The organism is Undibacterium sp. Ji22W (assembly GCF_049340305.1).
In the GTDB taxonomy this organism is placed as follows: Bacteria; Pseudomonadota; Gammaproteobacteria; order Burkholderiales; family Burkholderiaceae_D; genus Undibacterium.
In genome coordinates, this window is record NZ_JBMPOU010000004.1 from 28,826 (window position 1) to 53,210 (window position 24,385).

The window sequence follows — 24,385 nt, forward strand, 5'->3', positions numbered from 1 at the left end:
CAAAAATATTCAAAAAAAGATATAGGTGAAAACTACGCGTTTTCAACAATGATGCCTTCAATGATATTTGCCACGTCTTCACAACGATCCGTCACCGTTTCGAGAATTTCGTAGATCGCTTTTAATTTAATCAAGTTACGAACGTCTGGCTCATCACGGAACAACTTTGACATCGCTGCGCGCATCACGTGATCGGCATCGGATTCAAGACGATCGATTTCTTCGCAAATAGTCAAAATTTGACGTGAATTATCCATATTATGCAAAAGTGCGACCGCATCTTTGACCTTCAATGCACAAGCCAAGCAAAGCTCAGCCAAGCGCTGCGCTTCAGGCGTAATTTCCCGAATATCATATAAAGAAATTGTTTGTGCCGCATCTTCGAGCAAATCCAAGATGTCGTCCATTTTAGTAATCAACTTATGGATATCATCACGATCAATTGGTGTAATGAAAGTCTTATGCAACAATTCAATCGCCGCATATGTCACTGCATCAGCTTGCTTTTCGATACCTTCGATCGCGTGGACCCGAATTTCCAAGTCATCGAAATTAGTCATCAAAGCGACCATCTCTTTTGAACCTTTCACACACAATTCAGCGTGCTGATTAAAAAGATCAAAAAATTTACCCTCGGTGGGCATTAATCGTCCAAACATTTTTATTTCCCTGAAAATAGAAAATTTTTATAATAAGCCTCTGCACACCAAAGACCCGGAGTGCGGAGATCATCTGACTTAGTGATTACTGCAAAAAACCATAAAAAAATACTTAAAACAATTACATTGCCACTATTCATTGTCGCTATAGACGGATAGGGAACCAATGTAATTATCAAATTTAGTGTACTCCCCCAAGAAGCTTAAACGAACACTTCCAATAGGACCATTACGCTGTTTACCGATAATGATTTCAGCGGTACCTTTATCTGGCGAATCGGGGTTGTAAACCTGATCACGATAGATAAATAAAATCACGTCAGCATCCTGTTCGATCGCGCCAGATTCACGTAAATCAGACATGACCGGACGTTTGTTCGGTCTCTGTTCGAGCGAGCGATTCAACTGAGACAATGCGATCACAGGACAACCCAATTCTTTCGCCAAACCCTTCATACTTCGAGAAATTTCAGAGATTTCTGTCGCGCGATTCTCACCGCCAGAGTTCCCCGACATCAACTGCAAGTAATCAATAATAATCAGGCCTAATTTACCGCATTGGCGCGATAAACGACGTGAACGGGCGCGCAATTCAATCGAACTCAGCGCCGGTGTTTCATCAATATAGAACTGTGCTTCGTTCATCTTTTGAATAGCATATGTCAAGCGCGGCCAATCCTCATCAATCAAGCGACCAGTACGCAAACGATGTTGGTCGAGCTTACCAACCGAACCTAGCATACGCATCGCCAACTGAGCGCCACCCATCTCCATCGAAAACACAGCTACTGGCAGCCCACTATCAATTGCAACATTCTCACCGATATTGATAGAGAAAGCCGTTTTACCCATCGATGGACGACCAGCAACAATAATCAAATCACCAGGCTGCAAACCAGACGTCATACGATCTAAGTCGACGAAGCCAGTAGGCACGCCAGTAATGTCACTGGTGTGATCACGGTTATACAGTTCATCAATCCGTTCTACCACTTGAGTTAACAAGGGTTGAATAGCCTGAAAACCCTGTGCCCCACGCGATCCTTCTTCAGCAATCGCGAAAATTTTTGCTTCTGCCTCGTCGAGCATTTGCTTAACCTCTTTGCCCTGAGGATTCAGCGCCTGCCCAGCAATTTCATCAGCTGCCGTAATCAACTTACGCAATACACCACGATCGCGAACAATTTCTGCATAACGACGAATATTCGCCGCCGATGGCGTATTCTGCGCTAATGCGTTCAGATAAGTTAATCCACCAGCATCATCCGCTTTACCGGCAGCATTCAAATAATCAAATACTGTAATCACATCCGCCGGACGTGAAGAGTTAATCAGTTTAACGATAGATTGAAAAATCAAACGATGGTCGAAGCGATAAAAGTCATCTTCACCAATAAAATCAGCGATCCTATCCCACGCAGCATTATCCAGCAACAACCCACCTAAAACAGATTGCTCTGCTTCGATTGAATGAGGAGGAACGCGGAGTGAGTCTAACTGAGGATCGGGAGCATGTTTCATGGTGCGCATTATACCTTTTTATTCGAACGCAAAAAAAGAAGAAATGAGACAATCCTCGCATCCAAATGTGTGACTTTTTAGATTGAATAATGGATACATAAGTTATTTTAACAACATCAATCCACACATAAAAAAAGCCGGGAAAACCCGGCTTTTTTGCTCTCGAAAGAACTAAAACTTAAGCGTGCTCGCCCAATACGGCAACGATCACATCAACCACAACATCAGTGTGCAATGCCACTGAAACTGAGTGATCACCCGTTGTTTTCAAAGGACCTGCTGGCAAGCGAACTTGCGCCTTCTCAACTGCGAAACCTTGTTTCGCCAACGCTTCAGCGATATCGAAGTTTGTTACAGAACCAAACAAACGACCATCTACACCTGCTTTTTGGGAAATTTGAACTGTCAAACCGCTCAATTTTTCGCCTTGTGCTTGTGCTTCAGCCAATTTAGCTGCTGCTGCTTTTTCCAACTCAGCGCGTTTCGCTTCGAATTCAGCGATCGCAGCTGCTGTTGCACGACGAGCGATACGTTGTGGAATCAAGAAGTTACGAGCGTAACCATCTTTAACACGAACTACATCACCCAAGTTGCCGAGATTAACGACTTTATCCATCAAAATAACTTGCATATTTTTCTCCTAATTTCCGTCGTCAATTACGCTGTGTGCAAATCAGTGTAAGGCAACAACGCGAGATAGCGTGCGCGCTTAACTGCTGTGTCAACTTGACGTTGATACAAAGCTTTAGTACCAGTCAAACGTGCTGGCATGATTTTGCCGTTTTCTTGGATAAAATCTTTTAATGTATCGATGTCTTTGTAGTCAACTGCGGCTACATGACCCGCTGAGAAGCGGCAGAATTTTTTACGCTTGAACAAAGGATTTTGTTGCTGACGCTTTTGTTTTAATTTGCTTTTATCAAATTTTTTACCGAATGCCATTTTTGGCTCCTAATCTAGTAAATTTGTTTCGTTTGGCGACTCAATTTCAGCTTTCTGAAACTCAGTCACATGAAAAACGAGACTTTTGCTGTTGCGGTTCTTGCGTGCTAAAAAGCCTGTAAAAATCATAGAAACGCCCAACTCTATCTCCAAGAATCGCTTTGAAATTTCACCTGCTGCAATAGCTGGAACTTCAAATTCAACTTGGCGCTGACCGCCTGCTTGCTCTTGCTTAGAATCGTGAATCAAAGTTGCAGTGGCGATGGGTATTCCCGCAGGGGTATAACGCAACACCGATTTTTCGACAACTGTGGCTACGACTTTAAGTTGATTCACAAGTTTGTTTTTACTTTGTTTTTTTACAGCTTCTTACACGCTCTTAGTTAAAACTATTAAGCTGCAGGCGCTTCAACACGTTGTGCCTTAGCAGAATCTTCTTTCTGCACAGACTTCATCATTGGAGAAGGCGCTGTTTCCGCTTTTTTCAATTTAACTGTGAGGTGGCGCAATACGGCATCATTAAATTTGAATGCTGTTTCCAACTCAAGCAAAGTTTCAGCGTCGCACTCAATATTCATGCAAACATAATGAGCTTTAGCTAATTTTTGAATCATGTAAGCCAACTGACGACGGCCCCAATCTTCAACGCGGTGCACTTGGCCGCCACGTGTAGTTACGCTAGCTTTGTAGCGTTCGATCATTGCAGGAACTTGCTCGCTTTGATCGGGATGTACGATAAATACGATTTCATAATGACGCATAAATTCTCCTTGTGGACAATAATAAAGCCTGCCTCGGCGTCAAGACGAGTGCAGGAAGAGGACAGCCCACGATGATAACGCACTTCTGACTGACAATCAAGCTTCTAGCACGATCATCGGATTTAAAATTGCTAACTAAGTGATTTAATCACTCGAAAATTGAGTATTAGCTGCTAATTTAAAACAAAGTACAAAAAAAATACAAAATGACTTGCATTCAGTCATTTACTGTATAAAAATACAGTCTGCTTATATATACAGTTCATTCGCAAACACCGATAAGATTTACCCAGACATATTCAGGATCATCATGTTAAAGCTCACTGCTCGCCAGGAACAAATTCTCAATCTCATCAAAGATGCGATCCAAAATACAGGCTTTCCGCCGACTCGAGCTGAAATTGCCAATGAATTAGGCTTTCGCTCAACCAATGCCGCAGAAGAACACCTGCAAGCCTTGGCGCGTAAAGGCGTCATTGAGATCGCAGCGGGCACCTCACGCGGGATTCGCCTACTGGATTCAGAACTAACAAACTCAATGCCAAGTGCGCAAATGGCGCTACGACATCCAACTTTTATGCAGTTAAGCTTGCCACTTGTTGGTCGCGTGGCAGCAGGCTCACCTATTTTAGCAACAGAACATGTGGAGGCAACCTATCAGGTTGACCCATCATTATTTTCTGCCAAACCAGATTTTTTGCTCCGCGTGCGTGGATTATCAATGCGTGATTTTGGCATCATGGATGGCGATTTGCTGGCAGTCAAAAAAACTGACAGTGCCCGCAATGGCCAAATTGTGGTAGCCAGAATAAGCGACGAGGTGACTGTCAAACGGTACATGAAAACATCGACTGGCATTGAACTGCTGCCAGAAAATCCAGATTTTTCTCCTATCATCATCAATGAAAATGAGAACGATTTTGCCTTGGAAGGTCTGGCAGTTGGATTGATGCGCAGCTGGTAAACCGCAGTTACAAGATTGCGGGGCGACACCAATGTACAGCGCTCCGACTAAAAACTTTGAGATTTAGAATATCATTCTCACAAAAAAATGCCCGATGAATTTATCGGGCATTTTTTTATTCGGATTAACAATACAAATCAATGTTTGATAGTTGAAGTGTCGGCACTTGGATCTGCCTTCGCTACTGCAGGCAACGCCATTTCCTCTTCAGTCAATGGCACAGGCTGTCGCTCCAAGGCAATTTCCAACACTTTATCAATCCAACGAACTGGAATAATCTCCAGTTTATTTTTGACGTTATCGGGAATTTCCGTCAAATCCTTCGCATTTTCTTCTGGAATCAAAACCGTCTTGATTCCCCCGCGATGTGCTGCTAACAATTTTTCCTTCAAGCCACCGATCGGCAACACTTCGCCGCGTAAGGTAATTTCACCTGTCATCGCCACATCCGCACGCACTGGAATGCCGGTAAAGATAGATACCATTGCCGTAGTCATTGCAATACCGGCCGACGGGCCGTCTTTCGGCGTTGCACCCTCAGGCACATGAATATGTACGTCGGTTTTTTCAAACACATCTGCTTTGATGCCCAAACGTGCGGCTCTGCTACGAACAACGGTACGGGCAGCCTCAATCGACTCCTTCATGACATCGCCGAGTGTACCGGTACGAATCGTCGCACCTTTACCGGGCATTGAAACAGCTTCAATCGTCAACAAATCCCCACCAACTTCGGTCCATGCCAAACCGACGACTTGACCGACCTGATTTTCTTTTGTTGCGACACCAAAATCATAGCGACGCACACCTAAGAATTTATCCAGATTTTTCGAAGTAATCGTAGCTTTTTTCTCACTCTTCTTAAGCAATAACATCTTCACCACTTTACGGCAAATCTTAGAGATTTCACGCTCAAGCGAACGCACACCGGCCTCACGTGTGTAATAACGAATGATGTCGCGGATTGCAGATTCAGAAACCGAAATTTCCTCATCTTTGAGACCGTTATTTTTCACTTGTTTAGGCAATAAATAACGTAGTGCAATACTAGCTTTTTCGTCTTCGGTATAACCAGACAATCGAATCACTTCCATCCTATCCAACAGAGGCGCAGGAATGTTATACGAGTTCGAAGTTGCTACAAACATGACATCAGATAAATCAAAATCTACCTCGATGTAATGATCAGAAAAAGTGTGATTCTGCTCGGGATCTAAAACCTCCAATAAGGCTGATGAGGGATCCCCACGGAAATCCGCGCCCATCTTATCTACTTCATCCAACAAAAATAAAGGATTTCGCACACCCGCTTTTGACAAGCTCTGCAAAATCTTACCTGGCATGGATCCAATGTAAGTACGACGGTGACCACGAATTTCAGCCTCATCACGTACACCACCCAATGCCATACGAACAAATTTGCGATTAGTAGCACGCGCAATGGATTGTCCGAGCGATGTCTTGCCCACGCCTGGAGGACCAACCAAACACAAGATTGGTGCTTTCAATTTATCAACACGTTGCTGAACGGCAAGATATTCCAAAATGCGTTCTTTGACCTTGTCCAAGCCGTAGTGATCATCGCTCAACACTTTTTCTGCATTACTCAAATCATTATTCACTTTGGATTTTTTCTTCCAAGGCAAGTTCACAATGGTGTCAATGTAATTGCGCACAACGGTAGCTTCAGCTGACATCGGTGACATCATCTTGAGTTTTTTTAACTCATTCATTGCCTTATCGCGCGCTTCCTTAGGCATTTTTGCTGCTGTGATTTTCTTTTCAAGTTCGTCGATATCAGCGCCGTCTTCCCCTTCTCCCAGCTCTTTTTGAATCGCTTTAACCTGCTCATTCAAATAGTACTCGCGCTGGGATTTCTCCATCTGACGCTTAACCCGCCCACGGATTCTTTTTTCCACCTGAAGAATATCCAATTCACCCTCAAGCTGACCAAGTAGATGTTCGAGACGCTTAGCTACGCTGAAAATCTCCAAAATTACTTGCTTCTGCTCTAGCTTCAAAGGCAAATGAGCTGCGATTGTATCGGCCAAACGGCCAGCATCATCGATACCTGATAGCGAAGCTAAGATTTCTGGCGGAATCTTTTTATTTAATTTAACGTATTGATCGAATTGCTGCACGATTGCGCGGCGCATGGCTTCAACTTCAGCATCTTCGCCGTCTTCTGGCGCAATTGGTGTCAAGTCGGCGATAAAATGTGACTCAGAATCAGTAATTTTATGAATTCGAGCGCGTTGTGCCCCCTCGACCAATACCTTTACTGTACCGTCAGGTAATTTCAGCATCTGCAAAATATTTGCTATACAACCAATTTCATAAATATCTTCAGCAGATGGCTCATCTTTGGCCGCCGCTTTTTGTGCCGCCAGCATAATGCTCTTGCCCTGCTCCATCGCAGCTTCTAATGCCTTGATAGATTTTGGACGACCGACAAATAATGGGATCACCATGTGTGGGAATACCACGACATCGCGCAAAGGCAATAATGGTAATTCTGTACGTTCAGTAATTGTGGAAGTTGTCATGGCGCACCTTTTAAAAAAAACTTTCAGTAACTAGATTGGCGCACTAGGCCAAAACTCAAGCCCGTCATCCTAAAAAAACAATAAAAAAAGCCACTCAGAGAAATTCCCTGGGTAGCTTTTCGATTGAAGCTAAAAATCTCTATTGTTTGGATAAATTGTACTGCTTATTCTTGTGAATCACAGGGAAAACTCTGTGATTCACAAAAACTTTCCGAAAATTTGCAACAGTGCAATTTAAGCGCCTGCTACTTTAGGTTGCTCATCGTAAATTAATAGCGGCTTGCCGCCATTATTGATCGTATTTTCGTCAATTACCACCTTAGAAACATTTTTTTCACTTGGCAGTTCAAACATGATATCCAGCAGCGCATGCTCCAAAATTGAACGTAAACCACGCGCGCCAGTTTTACGCGCAATCGCCTTCTTAGCAATTGCCTGCAAAGCGGAAGGACGAATTTCTAATTCACAACCTTCCATTTCTAGCAATTTCGCATATTGCTTAATTAATGCATTTTTTGGTTCGACTAGAATTTGAATTAAGGCAGTCTCGTCTAACTCCATCAGAGTCGCGATCACCGGCAAACGCCCAACCAATTCAGGAATAATGCCGAACTTGATTAAATCTTGAGGCTCAGCATCTAAAATCACTTCGCTCGCGCTGCGCTGGCTTTCGCTCTTCACACTTGCAGCAAAACCGATTCCACTCTTTTCAGAGCGATCAGAAATAATTTTTGCCAAACCATCAAACGCACCACCACAAATAAACATAATGTTCGTCGTATCGATTTGAATAAAATCTTGATTTGGGTGCTTACGCCCACCTTGAGGCGGAACAGAGGCCATTGTACCTTCAATTAGTTTCAACAATGCTTGCTGCACACCTTCACCCGAGACATCACGTGTAATGGAAGGATTCTCAGCTTTGCGTGAAATTTTGTCGATCTCATCGATATATACAATGCCTTTTTGCGCACGCTCAACTTCGTAATTGCAGTTTTGCAATAATTTTTGAATGATGTTTTCGACGTCTTCGCCGACATATCCAGCTTCAGTCAAGGTTGTTGCATCTGCGATGACAAATGGCACATTCAGCATACGCGCTAAAGTTTGTGCAAGCAGTGTCTTACCAGAGCCTGTAGGTCCGACTAGCAAGATATTACTCTTCGCCAATTCAACGTCATCCTTCTTCCCAAGATGCTTGAGACGCTTGTAATGGTTATACACCGCAACGGCCAAAATACGCTTGGCTTTTTCCTGGCCAATGACATACTGGTCGAGCAACTCCGTGATTTCAACGGGAGTGGGCAAATCACTTTTTGCGGAGGCGATTGGCTCAAGCGCATTCATTTCATCACGAATAATATCGTTACAAAGGTCGATGCACTCATCGCAAATAAAGACTGAGGGGCCGGCAATTAATTTTTTTACTTCATGCTGGCTCTTGCCACAAAAAGAGCAATAAAGTAATTTTTCGCCTGAGGTACTTTTCTTATCTGACATAATACTTTTTAATAATTTTAACGAAGTAGTCTATGACCGTTATATTACTGCAAAAAAACGAATCCTCACTGCAATACTCGATACAAAGCAAAGGTTTTTTCACGCTGAGTGATCAACTATTGGCATAGAAAATAAAAAAACGCCCGCACCAGATAGATGCGGGCGTTTTCACTAAAACCCAAATAAAATATTAAACGCGATGCGTCAATACTTTATCAATCAAACCGTATTCAGCCGCTGTCTCAGCAGACATAAAGTTATCACGATCCGTATCTTTTGCGATTTGGTCGATACTTTGCCCTGTCTTCTCAGCCAAAATACCATTCAAACGTTCACGCAAGTACAAAATTTCACGAGCTTGAATTTCAATATCAGATGCTTGGCCTTGTGCACCACCCAAGGGTTGATGAATCATGATGCGCGAATTTGGCAAAGAAAAACGCTTACCTTTAGCGCCGGCAGCCAATAAGAATGCACCCATCGAAGCTGCTAACCCAGTGCACAATGTCGACACGTCAGGCTTGATAAACTGCATCGTATCAAAAATCGCCATGCCGGCTGAAACCGAGCCACCAGGAGAATTAATGTAAAGCGAAATATCCTTATCTGGATTTTCACTTTCCAAAAACAACAACTGAGCCACGATTAAATTGGCTGCCTGATCATTCACGGGTCCAACCAGAAAGATCACACGCTCCTTGAGCAAACGGGAGTAAATATCATAGGCACGCTCTCCACGCCCACTTTGCTCAACGACCATTGGCACCATGCCAAGCATATTTGTTTCTAAACCAGAGTTATGAATGATGCCTGTCATGAATTATCCTATCTTATTGTGCTGCGTTATTACCCATCAGTTCGTCGAATGGCAAAACTGAATCACTCACTTTTGCCTTGCCCAACACATAGTTGACGACGTTTTCTTCTAAAACAAGGGCTTCAACTTCAGCCAAACGATTACGATCACTATAGTAGTACTTCACAACTTGCTGTGGATCTTCGTAGCTTTGCGCAAAATCTTCAACTTGAGCTTTGATTTGATCAGCAGTCGCCTGCAATTGATTTGCTTTGACTAATTCAGCCAAAATCAAACCTAAACGTACACGACGTTCAGCTTGCGCAGTAAACAATTCTGTTGGAAATGGAACACCTTGCACGTTCATACCGCGCTGCGCCATATCCTGACGTGTCATTTCAGACAAACGCTCTGCGTCTTGTTCGATCAACGCTTTCGGCGCATCAAATTCGACCGCTTTTACCAATGCATCCATCACACTGTCTTTGGTTTTTGCTTTGACTCGACCTTTAACTTCACGTTCGAGGTTTTCTTTGATGTCATTGCGCATTTTAGACAAATCGCCATCTTCCACGCCCAACATCTTCGCAAATTCCGCATCAACCGCTGGCAGGTGAGCCCATTCCAACTTTGTCAGTGTGACTGTGAATTCGGCTGTTTTGCCTGCGACATCCTTGCTATGATAGTCTTCTGGAAATGCCAGCGGAAACACTTTCGAATCGCCGACTTTCAAACCCAATGTTGCAGCTTCAAATTCTGGCAACATACGGCCTTCGCCCAATACAAATGCAAAACCTTCTGCTTTTCCGCCTGCAAACTCGACGCCATCCAAAGTACCGGTAAAATCAACCGTAGCACGATCACCGGTTTGGGCTGACAAATCAGCACCTCCGTCGCCGTGTGCACTTTGCTCACCTTTGACATGGAAATGCACACGTTGTTTGCGCAAAATATCGATAGTCTTGTCAATTTCAGCGTCAGTTACATCGGTTTTAACCTGAGTAACTTCAACGCCAGACAACTCACCAATAACGACTTCTGGATATACTTCAAAAGTAGCATCAAAAGTCAGGTAATTGTCGGAGTAGCTTTTCTTTGGCTCGATGCGTGGGTAACCAGCAACGCGCAAGTTATTTTCTTTAACTGCTTCGGAGAAAGCGATACCGACTTTATCATTGAGAACTTCATTCTCAACTTGATAACCATATTGTGCCGCGACCATTTTCATCGGCACTTTACCTGGACGGAAGCCAGGCGCTTTTGCTGTACGGGCACGTACTTTCAAACGCTTTTCAATTTCCGGTTGCATTTCTGCGATAGGAAATGTGATCGTAATACGGCGTTCTAATTTTTCTAAAGTTTCGACTGCAGTTGCCATGAAAATCGTCCAAATATAAAAAATCTGTGGTGCGAGGAGGGGGACTCGAACCCCCACACCATTGCTGGCGTCAGGACCTAAACCTGGTGCGTCTACCAATTTCGCCATCCTCGCGGGATGAAAACACCTTCCGGTAGAAAGACCGGCACAAAAGCAAAGGGCGACTTCAATTGCATTGTCGCCCATAACTCGTGCTGTGGCATTTCAACTTCAACCAACTATTCTACTAGATTTTGTCACGACTTGTCTTGAATTTTTTATGTTGAAATTGAAACTACTGCATTTTTATTAGCGCCATCTAGATTATTCAGGATTTTTATACAACAAAAATCAAAGACAAGGCAGTGCACTATCCAATATGCAGTAGGTATTCGACAATCAGGCATTAAATTGTTGATACGGGTTTTCTTATTCTGAACCAGGCTGCATACAAGGCTGGCAAGAATAACAATGTCAGAGCAGTAGCGATAATTAAACCGCCCATGATTGCAACTGCCATTGGTCCCCAAAACACAGACCGAGACAAAGGAATCATCGCCAACACCGCTGCGGCCGCGGTCAAAATAATTGGCCTGAAACGGCGTACTGCTGCCTCCACGATCGCATCCCAAGCCGGCACTCCAGCTTCTCGATCTTGCTCAATCTGGTCAATCAAAATCACCGAGTTACGGATAATCATACCGAACAATGCAATCACACCGAGTTGAGCGACGAAACCGAATGGGCGCTGCAAAATCAACAAAGCCATCGCCGCACCCGCCACACCTAAAGGCCCAGTTAAAAACACCAACACAGCACGTGAAAAACTATGCAATTGCAGCATCAACAATGTGAAAATAATGAAAATAACCAAAGGCACATTCGCAGCAATTGACTCCTGCGCCTTGCCGCTATCTGCAGCGGCACCAGCTAAATCAATCTTATATCCTGGCAATAAGCTGGCACGAATCGCATCTAATTTAGGATTAATTTGAGCTGAAACAGTTGGCCCCTGAATGCCATCAACCACATCCGATTGCACTGTTACCGCCCACTCACGTCCCTCACGCCATACGACACCAGGCTCCCAAGCTAGCGAAATTTTGGCAACTTGAGATAGCGGAACAGTCCTGCCGCTACCGGTCGGAATATTCGCATCACTTAAAGCTTGCACCGTAGAACGTTCATCAACTGGTTGACGCACCACAATATCAATCAATTTATTTGACTCTCTAAACTGCCCAACGGTCGTGCCAGTTAAAATCGTATTTGCCGCTCGCATTACACTTTGCGAGGTAATACCCAAAGCGCGCAACTTGTCTTGATCCATATCGATACGAATCGTTTTTACCGACTCATTCCAATTGTCATTCACACCGATTGCATTCGGATTTGCGCGCATAACCGCCTTCACTCGATCAGCAATCTCCCGCACTTTAGCCACCTCTAAGCCAGTCACGCGGAACTGAACCGGGTATGGCACTGGTGGACCGTTCGGCAACAACTTAACGCGACCACGAACTTCTGGGAAATCTTCTTTAAATGCTTGATTAATCTTCAGACGCAAAGTTTCGCGCGCCTTTAAGTCTTTTGGCAAAACAACGATTTGCGTGACGTTCGTTTGCGGAAAAATTTGATCTAACGGCAAATAAAAACGTGGACTCCCGGTGCCAACATAACTCGTTACACTCTCCACGCCCTGCTGCTTTTGAATAAAAGTTTCGAATTTTTTTGCCTGCGCTTCAGTTGCAGCAAAAGACGAACCTTCTGGCAACCACAACTCCACCATCAATTCTGGTCGACTCGAGTCAGGGAAAAATTGTTGTTCGATAAATTTAAATCCAAACACTCCCAATGCAAAGACACCCAAGGTAATTGCAATCGTTGTTTTACGCCATGTCACACACCAATTTACTAATGCTCTGAAACGAGAATAAAACGGCGTGTCGAATAACTCATGATGTCCGTCCGCGCCAGTATGTGGCTTCACGTGCAACAATAAATAACCAAGATAAGGCGTGAACAATACAGCTGCCAGCCATGAAATCAACAAAGCAAGTGCATTCACGGAAAACATCGAGAAAGTGTACTCACCTGCAGCCGACTCCGCCAAACCAATAGGCAAAAAACCAGCGGCCGTAATCAGAGTACCTGTCAACATCGGCATAGCCGTCGAGGTATACGCAAATGTTGCAGCATCGAAGCGGGAGAACCCCTCTTCCATCTTGCGCACCATCATCTCGACCGCAATGATCGCGTCATCCACCAGCAATCCCAAAGCGATAATCAAAGCCCCTAACGAAATCTTATGCAAATCAATATTGAGAATACGCATGAACAAGAAAGTTACCGCCAGCACTAAAGGTATCGTCAAACCCACAACCAAACCCGGCCAGACATCTAGTCGCCAAGGCTTGGTGTGCAACCCCAATGACAGGAAACTCACTGCGAGCACAATCACAACCGCTTCGATAAGCGTGTTAACAAATTCACCAACAGAAGTCGCCACTATCTTAGGTTGATCAGATACGCGCTCTAATTGAATGCCGACGGGCAGTTTCGATTTGATTGCAGTCACTTCGACTTGCAGATGTTTACCCAGCTCAATGATGTTACCGCCCTTCTCCATTGAGATCCCCAAACCAATTACTTCTTTCCCATTAAAGCGCATCTTGTCGCCGGGTGGATTTTTGTATTCACGTTTAATGCTAGCAAAATCACCTAAACGAAAAGTCGTTCCGTTCGCACGCAACTGCAAATTCTCGAGATCTTTTACGGCCAATAATGCACCCGAAATACGCACCTGCAAATTGCTCGATGAAGTCGTCAAAACCCCAGTCGCTTCAATCTGATTTTGTGAGTTAATTTGCGCCACGATGGTTTCAAATGGCACACCAAGTTGCGAGAATTTTTTCTGCGAAAACTCGATATTAATTTTCTCTTCCTGCACGCCAAACAACTCTACTTTGGCGACCTTAGGAATACGCAAAAATTGTTGGCGCACAAAATCCGCGTACTCACGCATCTCTTCATAGGTAAAACCGTCAGCAGAGATCGCGAAGATCGAGCCATAAGTATCGCCAAATTCATCATTAAAAAATGGTCCAACCACACCTGCAGGCAATGTACCTTTAATATCACCAATCTTCTTACGTACCTGATACCAAGTTTGTGCAGTTTCCTTCGGCGGCGTCGATTCACGCAACTGTAAAATAATCAAAGTTTCACCGGGTTTGGAATAACTACGAATCTTGTCGACATAAGGAGCCTCTTGCAGCTTCTTTTCCAACTTATCTGTGACTTGCTCAGCCATTTGCAGGGCCGTTGCACCCGGCCACACAGCACGCACCACCATCGCGCGGAATGTGAATGGCGGATCTTCATCTTGACCCAAACGGGCAAAACTAAAGATCCCCCCTAACAATAAAGCGACCATTAAATATCGGGTCAAGGGAATATGCTCCAATGCCCAACGCGACAGATTAAATCCGCCCTTGTCTTTATTTTCTTGGCTCATTTAGCCACTCCTGCTGCAACTGAGGCCGCAGCCGGACTTGCATTATGCTCAGCTTCTACACCAAGAATAGTGACTTTCTGACCGGCCTTCAGTAAATTAACGCCAGCAGTAACAATCGTCTGACCTGGCAACAGTCCTGCAGAGATCAAAATATCCTCACCACTACTAGCCCCCAGCTGCACTGGCACCAACTTCACAACGCCCGACTCAACGATCCAAACCGAACTAATATTTTTTTCTTGAAACAAGGCGGTCATTGGCACACGTATCATTGCTAGCGGGTTTTTCACACCGAATGAAACGGTCGCCGTCATACCCAGACGCACTTCCTTCGCAGTATCAGGCAATCCCACTTTGGCGAGAAAGGTGCGCGTTACAGGATCGGCTATCGGTGAAAGTTCGCGCAGCTTGGCGTTGTAACTCTGCGTCGCATTCGCCCATAAACGCACTTTGACATCGGTCATACCACGAATGGCATTAATTTTATCTTCCGGAATTCCTACAATAACATCCATATCCCCAGTCTTGGCAACGCGCACAACAGAAGTGCCTGCGCTAACCACCTGCCCGACTTCGGCATCAATCGCTGTCACGACACCATCCACATCGGCGACAAGGCTAGAATATCCGGCCTGATTTGTTTGCGTAGAGAATCCCGCTTTTGCCTGTTCATAACTTGCTTGGGCAGCCTTGTAAGCACTATCTTTAGACTCTAAAATTGCTTGCGCCACAAAATTCTTTTCGCGCAAATCTTGATAACGCTTCAATTCCGCTTTCGCCAAATCACGGTTACTCTCAGCCGCCGCCAATCCCGCTTTAGCCTGCGCCTGACCCAACAATAAATCTTGTGGGTCTAACTGCATCAGCACCTGACCACGTTTCACCATGCTGCCAAGCTCGACCTTGCGTGCGATAATTTTTCCGCCAACACGAAATCCGAGACGCGACTCGACACGTGCCCTCACCTCACCCGAAAACTCACTGAATATTTCACTCCCTTCCAGTTTTGCCTGAATCACGCGAACTGGTCGAATATCTTCGGTTTTTTCTATTTTTTTCGAGCAAGCAGAAATACTAAGCAAACCAAGCAAACTAAGCAGCGATAAAAATCTCGTGAGATTAGTCGATGACGGAACAGAAAGCGCAATACTGCGGCGCATACGGGATAGTGAGATTGACACGTGAATTTTCCTTTACGATTCCAACACTGAACTGCCGTGAGCTCTAGTTAATGGCAACAAGTACAAACTTAAAAGTGAGGTATAACTAAATACAAAAAAACAGAACCAGCAAACAAAAGAGCCTTCTGAATTTTCCGAGCCACTTAAATAACATGAGTTACACTAGTTTCATGAAACACAAGTCCCAAACTCAAGCTTATTTCAACACAATAACATCTAAGTAAAATAATTAAATATTAGCTTTTTATTTAGAAAGTTTAATTAATTTAAATTACTGACTCTTGAGTTATTTATTATAATGACGAATCTTTTACTTGCCAATGACTTTCGAGTCATTTATTTTTTATTGGCATATCGACACCTATGAGCAAAGAGCACTACGAAAATTTTCCCGTTGCATCTTGGTTGATGCCAGCCCATCTGCGTCCCGCCGTCAAAACGATTTACGCATTCGCCCGCAGTGCAGACGATATTGCCGATGAAGGTAATGCAAGTGATACAGAGCGTCTGTTTGCCCTATCACATTACGAATCACAACTACAGCTGATTCAAGAGCAATCGATTCAGGAAACCAAACTAGATCCCCTATTTTGTGAATTGTCAGTCATCATTAGACAATTTAATTTGCCGATTGCACATTTCTTTGATTTGATTTCTGCATTTAAGCAAGACGTTGCATGCAAGGAATATGAAGATTTTTCGGGATTGCTGAATTATTGCAATCGCTCGGCTAACCCGGTTGGACGGATGATGCTGCATCTCTACCAGGCAGATACCACAGAAAACTTAATACAGTCAGACTGGATCTGCACCGCATTGCAACTCATCAATTTTTGGCAAGATGTCGCCATCGACTGGCGAAAATCACGCGTGTATTTGCCACAAGAAGACTTGCGAAGTTTCCAGATCGACGATACCCAAATTGCTTCCGGAATCTGTAATGAAGCTTGGCGCAAAATGATGCAGTTTCAAATTGATCGTGCACGCGCAATGATGATTGCTGGGAGCCCGCTTTGCAAAAGACTTCCAGGACGGTTAGGCTTCGAGCTACGCTTGGTGGTTCAAGGAGGACTACGCATTTTGGAAAAGATAGAACAAATCAACATGGATGTCTTTCTGCAACGTCCAACAATCAAATCAACAGATGCATGGCGTTTATTTTGGCGCGCTGCGAGGATGTAACTTTATGTTTATTTATGTAAATCGATACCATGCCTGATCAAGGAAAAATTCAGGCTTACCGGGACATTCAAAGCCGTACCAAATTGGTGATGGCAAGACTTCCATTTTTACTCACTGTTGAAGACAGTGAACATAGTATTGCTGAAAAAGCATATCAGTTACTATGCGAACAAGGCTTAACGGAGACGTGGTATTACGATTGCCCGGCACTTGTCCTTGCTGGTTCGCGTAGTTGTCTTTCGATTTCAGGAAAACAATATCTAGCCAGCCACGAAAAATTAGGCGGCAAGAATCTTATCAGCGTAGATCTCAGTCCGAGTAAAGATGGGGTGTGGGGAGATTATTCCCGCAGTTTCGCGTTTGAATTTGGTAATTATGTAGAGCACGCCAAAACGCTAGAATATCAAAACGGATTGTGTTTTCTCAAAAACTTACATGATGAAATGCAAACTTGGGTGCATCCAAATACGACTTTTCATCAGCTATTTCAATGGGCGAATGTTCGGATTCGAGAAAGCGGTTTTGTTAATTTGGATTTCCGATCAAACGTTGGCCATAGCCTTGAGATTGAACGGGAAAATCGTCAATATATACAAGCAAATAATTTACAGGCCTTATCCAGTGTCGACTTCTTTAGCTTTGAACCTTTTGTGCGGGTCAAAGGTGGCCACTGGGGATTCAAACACGAAGACATTTTCTATTTTGAGCAAAACGAGCGTTTGGCTTGCCTATGAAAAAAGCCAGGCGAACCTGGCTTTTTATCCTTGCGACTTTAAGAACTGGCGAATGAAAATTTAATCGAAAATTTCCATTCCAAGTCCTTTACTCGCCGTTATATCGAGCAAGCAAACACTGAGCGCAAACTACTAAGCAGCAACGCAAGTGACCGCAATGCTACTCGCTGCTGCTGGCGCTGCCAACGATGCTTTACCGCTCGCGTTCGTCAAAGTACATTTTTGACTTGTTGGCTGTGTAGTCACTTCAACGTTATAAGCCTCACCATCACCAATACTGAAATTGAATGTATAAACGCCGTCGGCCAATAGGTTACGTGTATCTTTGGTACCGTCAGGCAGCGTATTGGTCACCGTTAAAAAAGTACCGGATTTCAAGCCAGAGATCGTTCCGCCAATTGGTACGCCGGCAGTACAATTCACCGCAATATTGTTTGGTGGACTACTTAAGTTTGCAGTACCAGTGGCATTTTGAATCCGGCATACCTGCCCAGCCGGGGGCAAACTCACTTTTGCTGTGTAAGATTTACCATTCACAACATAAGTTTGAAATGAAAACACACCGTCAGCCGTCAGTGTCGTTTGTGCTATATCATTTAATGCCAACGTGAGTGCGCCACCAGAAACCAAGCCAGTTAGCGAACCCGACAACGGAACATTTGGGACACAAGTCACCGCAATATTACTAATCGGCGTTTCGCCATTCATTTTGCCACTACCATTCGCCACTGTGCAATTGACCGGATTGGGTTGCTGCCCAACAGTAATACTATAAGAAGCGTTACTCGCTACACGGAATGAAAAGCTGCCATCAACGCTCAGGGGCTTTGAATAACCGATCTCATTGACTAAGACCAAATAGCTACCCGTTTCAGTCAATCCCTTTACGGTTCCGCCGACGGTCGTGTAGACAAAACCACCACAACCAACCAAGGCACCAGCCAGTAAGATACCCAAAGCGGTTACTTTTTTATTTAATTTAATCAAGATCAATCTACCTTTAAAACGAGTCGACATCGAAGTGGTCGGCACGACCATTACACATTAGTCCGGCATTGTACAACATGCGCGCGGCATTTTTTCGTCTATCAGTTGTAAGAATCTTGTAAGAGTCAGCAAGCATTTGCGAGTGAGGCCGATAAGTAAGAGTTTGTGCTAAGGCGCTCAGTCGGTTAGGATTACGCCTTACTTTATAGTCCAACACCTCGAATCCAGCATGTCTCCAGACGAATATTGCCAAGAAAAGGCCGCCCAAAGTGGCTCAAGTTTTTATTATAGTTTTCTATTCTTACCACAAGAAAAGCGGCGCGCGATTACTGCACTTTATGCATTTTGTCGCGAGGTTGATGATGTCGTGGATGACTGCATAGATGAATCCGTTGCCCGCAATAAACTGATTTGGTGGCGCCAAGAAATCCGCGCAATGTTACAGCAAGCGCCAACGCATCCTGTCACCAAAGCATTGTTACCCCATCTTGAAACTTACCAACTTGATGGCGCGCATTTGCTCGCTATCGTTGATGGTATGGAAATGGATTTGAATCAAAATCGTTATCTCGACTTTATCGCATTACAACAATATTGCTGGCATGTGGCCGGCGTTGTTGGGATCTTGTCGGCCAGCATTTTCGGCATCAAAAATCCACAAACCAAACAATTCGCGGAAAAATTGGGATTAGCGTTCCAAATGACCAATATCATTCGTGATGTTGGCGAAGATGCGCGCAAGGGTCGGATTTATTTGCCGGTCAATGAGCTCCAACAATTTAATGTGCCCGCCAGCGACATTCTCAACGCACGTCACAGCGAACAATTTGTCGCGCTAATGCAGTTTCAATATGAACGTACACAAAAATTATATGATGAAGCATTTGCCCTATTACCTGCAGAAGACCGCCGTGCGCAACGTACTGGCTTGATTATGGCCGCCATTTATCGTGCCTTGCTGGTAGAAATCCAACAAGATCAGTTTCAGGTCTTGAAGCAAAGAATTTCACTCACGCCTATTCGCAAATTATGGTTAGCGTGGAAGACCTATATTCGTGGCTAAACCGAATTCAAAACGCATCGCAGTAATTGGCGCTGGCTGGGCAGGTTGCGCGGCGGCAGTTAAACTCAGTCAAAATGGCCACCAAGTAAGCCTGATTGAAGCCGCCCGAACGCTCGGTGGGCGAGCCCGTGCTGTCGAGGTTCATGGCAAGCGCCTAGATAACGGTCAACATATCTTGCTTGGGGCCTATACTGCCTGCTTAGATTTAATGCGTTTGCTCAAGATTGATGTGGAACAGAGTCTGCTGCGCTTGCCATTGCAAATGGTCTATCCACACCAAACTGGGATGCAATTTATTGCGCCGAGACTACCTGCTCCACTCCATTTATTGTTCGCTTTATGGCAGGCAAAAGGTTTGGCTCGCGAAGATAAACTTGCCTTAGCACGCTTCTCTACAACCGCGCGCTGGATCGATTGGCAGCTCAATCAAGACTGTAGCGTCAGCGAGCTACTACAACGCTACGATCAAACCGAACGCCTCTGCCGTTTAATGTGGATTCCCCTTTGCATTGCGGCTTTAAACACCCCACCGGAGAGAGCCTCAGCTCAGGTATTTTTAAATGTCTTGCGCGATAGCCTTGGCGCACGACGAACCGCGTCGGATATGTTGATTCCGCGTCAGGATTTAAGTCGCTTGCTGCCTGACTCTGCCGCAGAATTCGTTGTGCGTCATGGGGGACAAGTCACTCTTGGTAAAACGATTCATACTTTGACCTTGTTATCCAATGGAAAATGGCGCTTACCAGAATTAAGCTCAGCTCCATCGGATGACTTATCTCAGGAGTACGAATTTGATGGCCTTGTAGTCGCCACGAGTGCCGAGCAATGTCAAAAGCTGCTCGCTCAGGTTGATCTACCTGAGGTAGAAAAAACAAATTCATCCGCCTTGCTCAAGCAATTGGTATTCGACACTAAGTTCGACTACGAACCAATTACCACCTGCTATTTGCAATACGCCGATTCGGTACAATTGACCCGCCCATTTTTTGCACTTGCTGATAACCCAGCTCAATCCCATTGGGCACAATTTATTTTTGATCGTGGACAGCTCAATTCTCAGCAGGCAGGATTAATGGCCGTTGTCGTGAGTGCGTCAACAGCCGCCATTGCCGACTCACATGCGCAACTCACGCAGGCAATTTGTCAACAATTGGCACAACAACTACAACTGCCACACTTAGCCCAACCGCTGTGGTCGCAAGTCATTACCGAAAAGCGCGCGACGTTTTCTTGTACTCCAGGTATGCAACGTCCACAGAACCAAACTGCCATTGCTAATTTGACGATTGCTGGCGATTACACGGCCTGCGACTACCCTGCTACGCTGGAAGCTGCCGTACGTAGCGGTTTGCTCGCCGCAGCTGCATTTAGCTGATTATCGATCACCCCGTCGGTTTAGTTTCTGTTAATTCAATCAACGCATCAAGCCATGCATCAATCCATGCATCAATCACTCCCTGCGGCAACAAGTTTCCTCAGTTAAATATCTGACACCATTTGTTATGCACACGTGCCAGCCTCATTGTAAGTAAATTCACTTAGACGCAAGAGTACATTTCTGAATTGCCTGAAAATGAGGCTGAGATAAAACTACGTCTAGCCTCAACGCTAATAAATTAACTGTCATTGAATTCGTGTTGAGCTTCGCATCGAGCGTACTGGGGACTATGGACGACTCGATACACATGTCAACATCTACCATTTTCGAGAGAGCTAAAATGCCCCGTCTCAGAACTTCACGAACTATCATGCACCTTGCTATCGCCAGTGCCTGTGCAATGCTGGCATTCCAAGCAGATGCGCAAGAAACGACTAATAGCAAAAAGTCGGCCAGTAAACCAAGCAACACAGCGGATGAAAATAACAAAGACGTCATTCAGGAAGTCACTGTCAGCGCGACCAGGCTTGCAACCTCTTTACTTAAAACACCGGTCGCGGTATCGGCTATCACACAAGAGAACCTGAGCCGCGAAGGCATTACCGATGTACGCGGTCTTTCAGGTAATGTCCCTAACTTACAACTCTCGACGGGTGCCGATTCCGGCGTGCAAATTAGCATACGCGGCGTCAGTTCCAATAACTTTACCGAAATTGGTGATCCGGCGGTTGGTCTGCATGTCGCAGGACTGTATTCGCCGCGTCCACAAGGTGCTTTGGCCTTGATGTTCGATCTAGACCAGGTCGAGGTTTTGCGAGGCCCACAAGGCACATTATTTGGACGCAATTCCACGGCTGGAAGTATCAATCTGATTCCAGCAAAGCCCGAGTTCGGTTCTACTTATGGCAGCACCGTTGTGGAACTTGGCAATTACCATCAACGACAAATTAATCTGATACAAAACATCGCAGTGAGCGATAACTTTGCATTGCGGGCGACCATCATGAATGTGAAACGCGATGGTTGGGTCAACCAAATGCAAGACTTCACCGACGTGAATATTCCCGATCATGGTTTTATCGGCGATGGCATTCCCGATGTAGATCAACGCCACAATAGCAAAGTCGCCAAGAAAGACTTCTACAATAACAAAAATGAATGGGCCGCCCGCCTATCAGCGCGCCTCAAAGTGACACCCGATATTGACTGGCAACTTTCGTACGAGAAATTTCAAAACAATGGCGCCGGCGATATAGGTCTAAAGGACTGCAAACAAGCTGCAGGAACCCGCTTTGCCTGTAACGGTGGCGCGTGGGATCTCAAAGTGAATGTGCCGGGTAAAATTGATATGTCAATTGATACCATACGCTCAGCACTTAGCTGGAATCTCGGCCCTAACAACAGCATAGAATACGGCTTTGCTTATGCCGACCAAAGACGCAAACAGCAAAGCGATGACGACTCCGGTTATCACCCATTAGGACTCCAAGGCTTAGTGACTCTTCCATTAGGCGCGGAAGGTGAATGGGGTAATTGGCCAGTAATCGACAATTCTTCGCTCACGCTAGATTCTAAATATGTCTCTACGGTACATGATGTGCAATTCAAACATCGCGCGGACAATTTGCAATATGTGACAGGCGCATTTTGGATGCATGAGAAAAATCAAATTAATTATGCGCAAGAATATTTGGTGAATGCACCCTTTGGTTACCCTATGAGTCAGTACTATGCACAACCAAATCGTCAGATTGATGCCAAGGCTGTGTACGCTCAAGCAGATTGGAAATTTATTCCCGGTTGGACCGCGACGTTTGGTGCGCGTTTCAGCCAGGACAAGAAAGATGATAAAGGCGGTAAAGTCTATGGTGGTTGGGATACCGAAAGTACTGCGTACTACAACGGCCTATATCACCCTGGATCGCCAGGCACACCAGGATTTCGCGCCCACAACAGTGCAGATTTAACGAACCACATGGGTGCATTTGCCGGGCCAGAAGCCTACGGTGAATATGGCCCACCGGCACAAAATGATCATGCACAAAGTTGGAATAAACTAACTTACCGCATTGGCTTAATGAAAGAACTCAACAACAACGAGATGATTTATAGCTCTTTGTCCACGGGTTATAAATCAGGCGGTTTTGGCGATAAGGATGATATTTGCGCCGGTAAGCGCTGTGCAGAAGGACCAGCCGGTCCGCAATACAGCTTTTTCCCTTACAAACCAGAAACCGTCACCAATCTAGAACTCGGCTACAAAGCAAAATTGCTCGATAAACGTCTCAGCTTTTCGATGACAGGATTTTATAGTCAGTACAAAGACATGCAAGTAACAGGCGATTTTTTTGCATCGAAAATTATTCCCGAAAGTGCCTGCCCTGACTGGAATCCAAATTGTGATGTCGTCACAAAATGGCAAACGACGAATGTCGGCGTAGTCGATATTAAAGGCTTAGAAATAGAAATCGACTACAAACCATGGGCCGGAGCCCGTATTGGTGGTTTCTTTTCCTATTTAGACACGAAGATGCGCGACTATTCTTCCTTTAGTGACAATTGGGGATGTGGTGTGCGCGAAGAATATGGCGCGGTGCCTTGTCCAGAAATGTATAGTGGCTCAGACCGTACTTTGGCCGGACGTCGCCTGTATGACATCACTGGCAATCATTTACCATTGTCACCAAAGTTCACTTTGGGGCTCAATTTCTCACAAGAAATTGCGCTCGAGAACGGTTACACCTTAACCCCTTGGATTGCCGTTAAGTGGCAGGATAAGATGTATTTCACGTTAAGAAATTTCGACAATGCGCATTTATCAGATGCACAAAAAGCCTATAGCAAGGTCGACGCATCAATCAAACTGAGTTCACCAAATCGTAGTTGGTATGCCGAAGCTTATGTGCTCAATGTCAGTGATACACGCTCAAAAAATAGTGCAGGTGATGCAGGAGGTTTTATCAAGGCGACCTGGAATGATCCTCGTACTTATGGCATACGGCTTGGCTTTGATTATTGATTCAGCCATCAACACGATGGAATTGTAGAACACTGATTTCCCCCAGGACGTTTTACCGTTTGGTTCAATTTGCTGATTCTCCCCCATTGCGTCAGCAAAAGTGAAACGGATGTTGCGCAACCGGATTCTAATGAGAGCTAATCATGTAGGACGAACTGGATTTACGCGGCAAATTTCGCAAGAGATTTGCCGTTTTTTTCAACGCTAGCAGAATAATTTCCTGCTACTTCGACAGCGATTGATGCGCCACCGATCGATCCAATATTGGCGATCTCTTA

The 24,385-nt window shown here is 44.9% G+C and carries 19 protein-coding genes and 1 tRNA gene; 6 read left to right on the forward strand and 14 right to left on the reverse strand.

Annotation, left to right across the window (positions count from 1 at the left end; translation table 11 throughout):
• Positions 1 to 32 precede the first annotated feature (32 nt).
• From ACO0KW_RS17735 to rpsF, 6 genes are all read right to left on the reverse strand, one after another.
• The gene (locus ACO0KW_RS17735; protein WP_423054708.1) at positions 33 to 659 is read right to left on the reverse strand and encodes a DUF47 domain-containing protein; all 627 of its coding nucleotides are present in this window, start codon (positions 657 to 659) and stop codon (positions 33 to 35) included.
• Between the two features lie 132 nt (positions 660 to 791).
• A complete protein-coding gene (locus tag ACO0KW_RS17740) occupies positions 792 to 2,180 on the reverse strand; it encodes a replicative DNA helicase (RefSeq protein ID WP_423054709.1) in 1,389 nt (462 codons plus the stop codon).
• 178 nt (positions 2,181 to 2,358) lie between these two features.
• Positions 2,359 to 2,811 (reverse strand): 50S ribosomal protein L9, encoded by a 453-nt coding sequence (gene rplI / locus ACO0KW_RS17745; protein WP_423054710.1) that lies wholly within the window; start codon positions 2,809 to 2,811, stop codon positions 2,359 to 2,361.
• Between the two features lie 26 nt (positions 2,812 to 2,837).
• Positions 2,838 to 3,122 (reverse strand): 30S ribosomal protein S18, encoded by a 285-nt coding sequence (gene rpsR, locus ACO0KW_RS17750; protein ID WP_186889822.1) that lies wholly within the window; start codon positions 3,120 to 3,122, stop codon positions 2,838 to 2,840.
• 9 nt (positions 3,123 to 3,131) lie between these two features.
• Positions 3,132 to 3,458: a primosomal replication protein N gene (priB, locus tag ACO0KW_RS17755; RefSeq protein WP_423054711.1), complete on the reverse strand. Its 327-nt coding sequence runs from the start codon at positions 3,456 to 3,458 to the stop codon at positions 3,132 to 3,134.
• 56 nt (positions 3,459 to 3,514) lie between these two features.
• Positions 3,515 to 3,883 (reverse strand): 30S ribosomal protein S6, encoded by a 369-nt coding sequence (gene rpsF, locus ACO0KW_RS17760; protein WP_395011227.1) that lies wholly within the window; start codon positions 3,881 to 3,883, stop codon positions 3,515 to 3,517.
• A 310-nt stretch (positions 3,884 to 4,193) separates the two neighbouring features.
• Between rpsF and lexA the strand changes: the two genes are divergently transcribed.
• Complete coding sequence (gene lexA / locus ACO0KW_RS17765) at positions 4,194 to 4,847, forward strand: transcriptional repressor LexA (RefSeq protein ID WP_423054712.1); 654 nt, start codon at positions 4,194 to 4,196, stop codon at positions 4,845 to 4,847.
• 137 nt (positions 4,848 to 4,984) lie between these two features.
• Here the strand turns inward: lexA and lon are convergent, their stop codons facing one another.
• From lon to ACO0KW_RS17800, 7 genes are all read right to left on the reverse strand, one after another.
• Complete coding sequence (gene lon, locus ACO0KW_RS17770) at positions 4,985 to 7,393, reverse strand: endopeptidase La (RefSeq protein WP_423054713.1); 2,409 nt, start codon at positions 7,391 to 7,393, stop codon at positions 4,985 to 4,987.
• A gap of 234 nt (positions 7,394 to 7,627) precedes the next feature.
• A complete protein-coding gene (clpX, locus tag ACO0KW_RS17775) occupies positions 7,628 to 8,893 on the reverse strand; it encodes an ATP-dependent Clp protease ATP-binding subunit ClpX (protein ID WP_423054714.1) in 1,266 nt (421 codons plus the stop codon).
• 190 nt (positions 8,894 to 9,083) lie between these two features.
• Positions 9,084 to 9,710, reverse strand: a complete 627-nt coding sequence (gene clpP / locus ACO0KW_RS17780; protein WP_423054715.1) for an ATP-dependent Clp endopeptidase proteolytic subunit ClpP — start codon at positions 9,708 to 9,710, stop codon at positions 9,084 to 9,086.
• A gap of 13 nt (positions 9,711 to 9,723) precedes the next feature.
• Entirely contained in the window at positions 9,724 to 11,067 is a 1,344-nt protein-coding gene (tig, locus tag ACO0KW_RS17785) for a trigger factor (RefSeq protein WP_423054716.1), read from the reverse strand.
• A 27-nt stretch (positions 11,068 to 11,094) separates the two neighbouring features.
• Positions 11,095 to 11,181: transfer RNA gene (locus ACO0KW_RS17790), tRNA-Leu, on the reverse strand.
• A gap of 271 nt (positions 11,182 to 11,452) precedes the next feature.
• Positions 11,453 to 14,563, reverse strand: a complete 3,111-nt coding sequence (locus tag ACO0KW_RS17795; RefSeq protein WP_423054717.1) for an efflux RND transporter permease subunit — start codon at positions 14,561 to 14,563, stop codon at positions 11,453 to 11,455.
• Positions 14,560 to 15,744 (reverse strand): efflux RND transporter periplasmic adaptor subunit, encoded by a 1,185-nt coding sequence (locus tag ACO0KW_RS17800; protein ID WP_423054718.1) that lies wholly within the window; start codon positions 15,742 to 15,744, stop codon positions 14,560 to 14,562. Before ACO0KW_RS17800 ends, ACO0KW_RS17795 begins: the two co-directional genes overlap by 4 nt.
• Positions 15,745 to 16,107: 363 nt before the next feature.
• On the opposite strand from ACO0KW_RS17800, the gene hpnC reads away from it, so the two are divergent.
• Together hpnC and ACO0KW_RS17810 are read left to right on the forward strand one after the other, a co-directional pair.
• Positions 16,108 to 16,926: a squalene synthase HpnC gene (hpnC, locus tag ACO0KW_RS17805; RefSeq protein ID WP_423054719.1), complete on the forward strand. Its 819-nt coding sequence runs from the start codon at positions 16,108 to 16,110 to the stop codon at positions 16,924 to 16,926.
• 29 nt (positions 16,927 to 16,955) lie between these two features.
• Positions 16,956 to 17,660: a M24 family metallopeptidase gene (locus tag ACO0KW_RS17810; protein ID WP_423054720.1), complete on the forward strand. Its 705-nt coding sequence runs from the start codon at positions 16,956 to 16,958 to the stop codon at positions 17,658 to 17,660.
• 132 nt (positions 17,661 to 17,792) lie between these two features.
• Here ACO0KW_RS17810 and ACO0KW_RS17815 read toward each other — a convergent pair whose 3' ends face one another.
• Positions 17,793 to 18,677 (reverse strand): hypothetical protein, encoded by an 885-nt coding sequence (locus ACO0KW_RS17815; RefSeq protein WP_423054721.1) that lies wholly within the window; start codon positions 18,675 to 18,677, stop codon positions 17,793 to 17,795.
• Positions 18,678 to 18,876: 199 nt separating this feature from the next.
• Between ACO0KW_RS17815 and hpnD the strand changes: the two genes are divergently transcribed.
• The 3 genes from hpnD (at position 18,877) to ACO0KW_RS17830 (ending at position 24,107) form a co-directional block, all read left to right on the forward strand.
• Positions 18,877 to 19,710 carry a presqualene diphosphate synthase HpnD gene (gene hpnD, locus ACO0KW_RS17820; protein ID WP_423054722.1) on the forward strand — a complete coding sequence of 278 codons (834 nt, stop codon included), beginning with the start codon at positions 18,877 to 18,879 and terminating at the stop codon, positions 19,708 to 19,710.
• The gene (hpnE, locus tag ACO0KW_RS17825; RefSeq protein ID WP_423054988.1) at positions 19,697 to 21,085 is read left to right on the forward strand and encodes a hydroxysqualene dehydroxylase HpnE; all 1,389 of its coding nucleotides are present in this window, start codon (positions 19,697 to 19,699) and stop codon (positions 21,083 to 21,085) included. The genes hpnD and hpnE overlap by 14 nt, the downstream gene beginning before the upstream one ends.
• Before the next feature lie 373 nt (positions 21,086 to 21,458).
• On the forward strand, positions 21,459 to 24,107 hold the full coding sequence (locus tag ACO0KW_RS17830) for a TonB-dependent receptor (RefSeq protein WP_423054723.1): 2,649 nt from the start codon (positions 21,459 to 21,461) through the stop codon (positions 24,105 to 24,107).
• Positions 24,108 to 24,385: the final 278 nt, after the last annotated feature.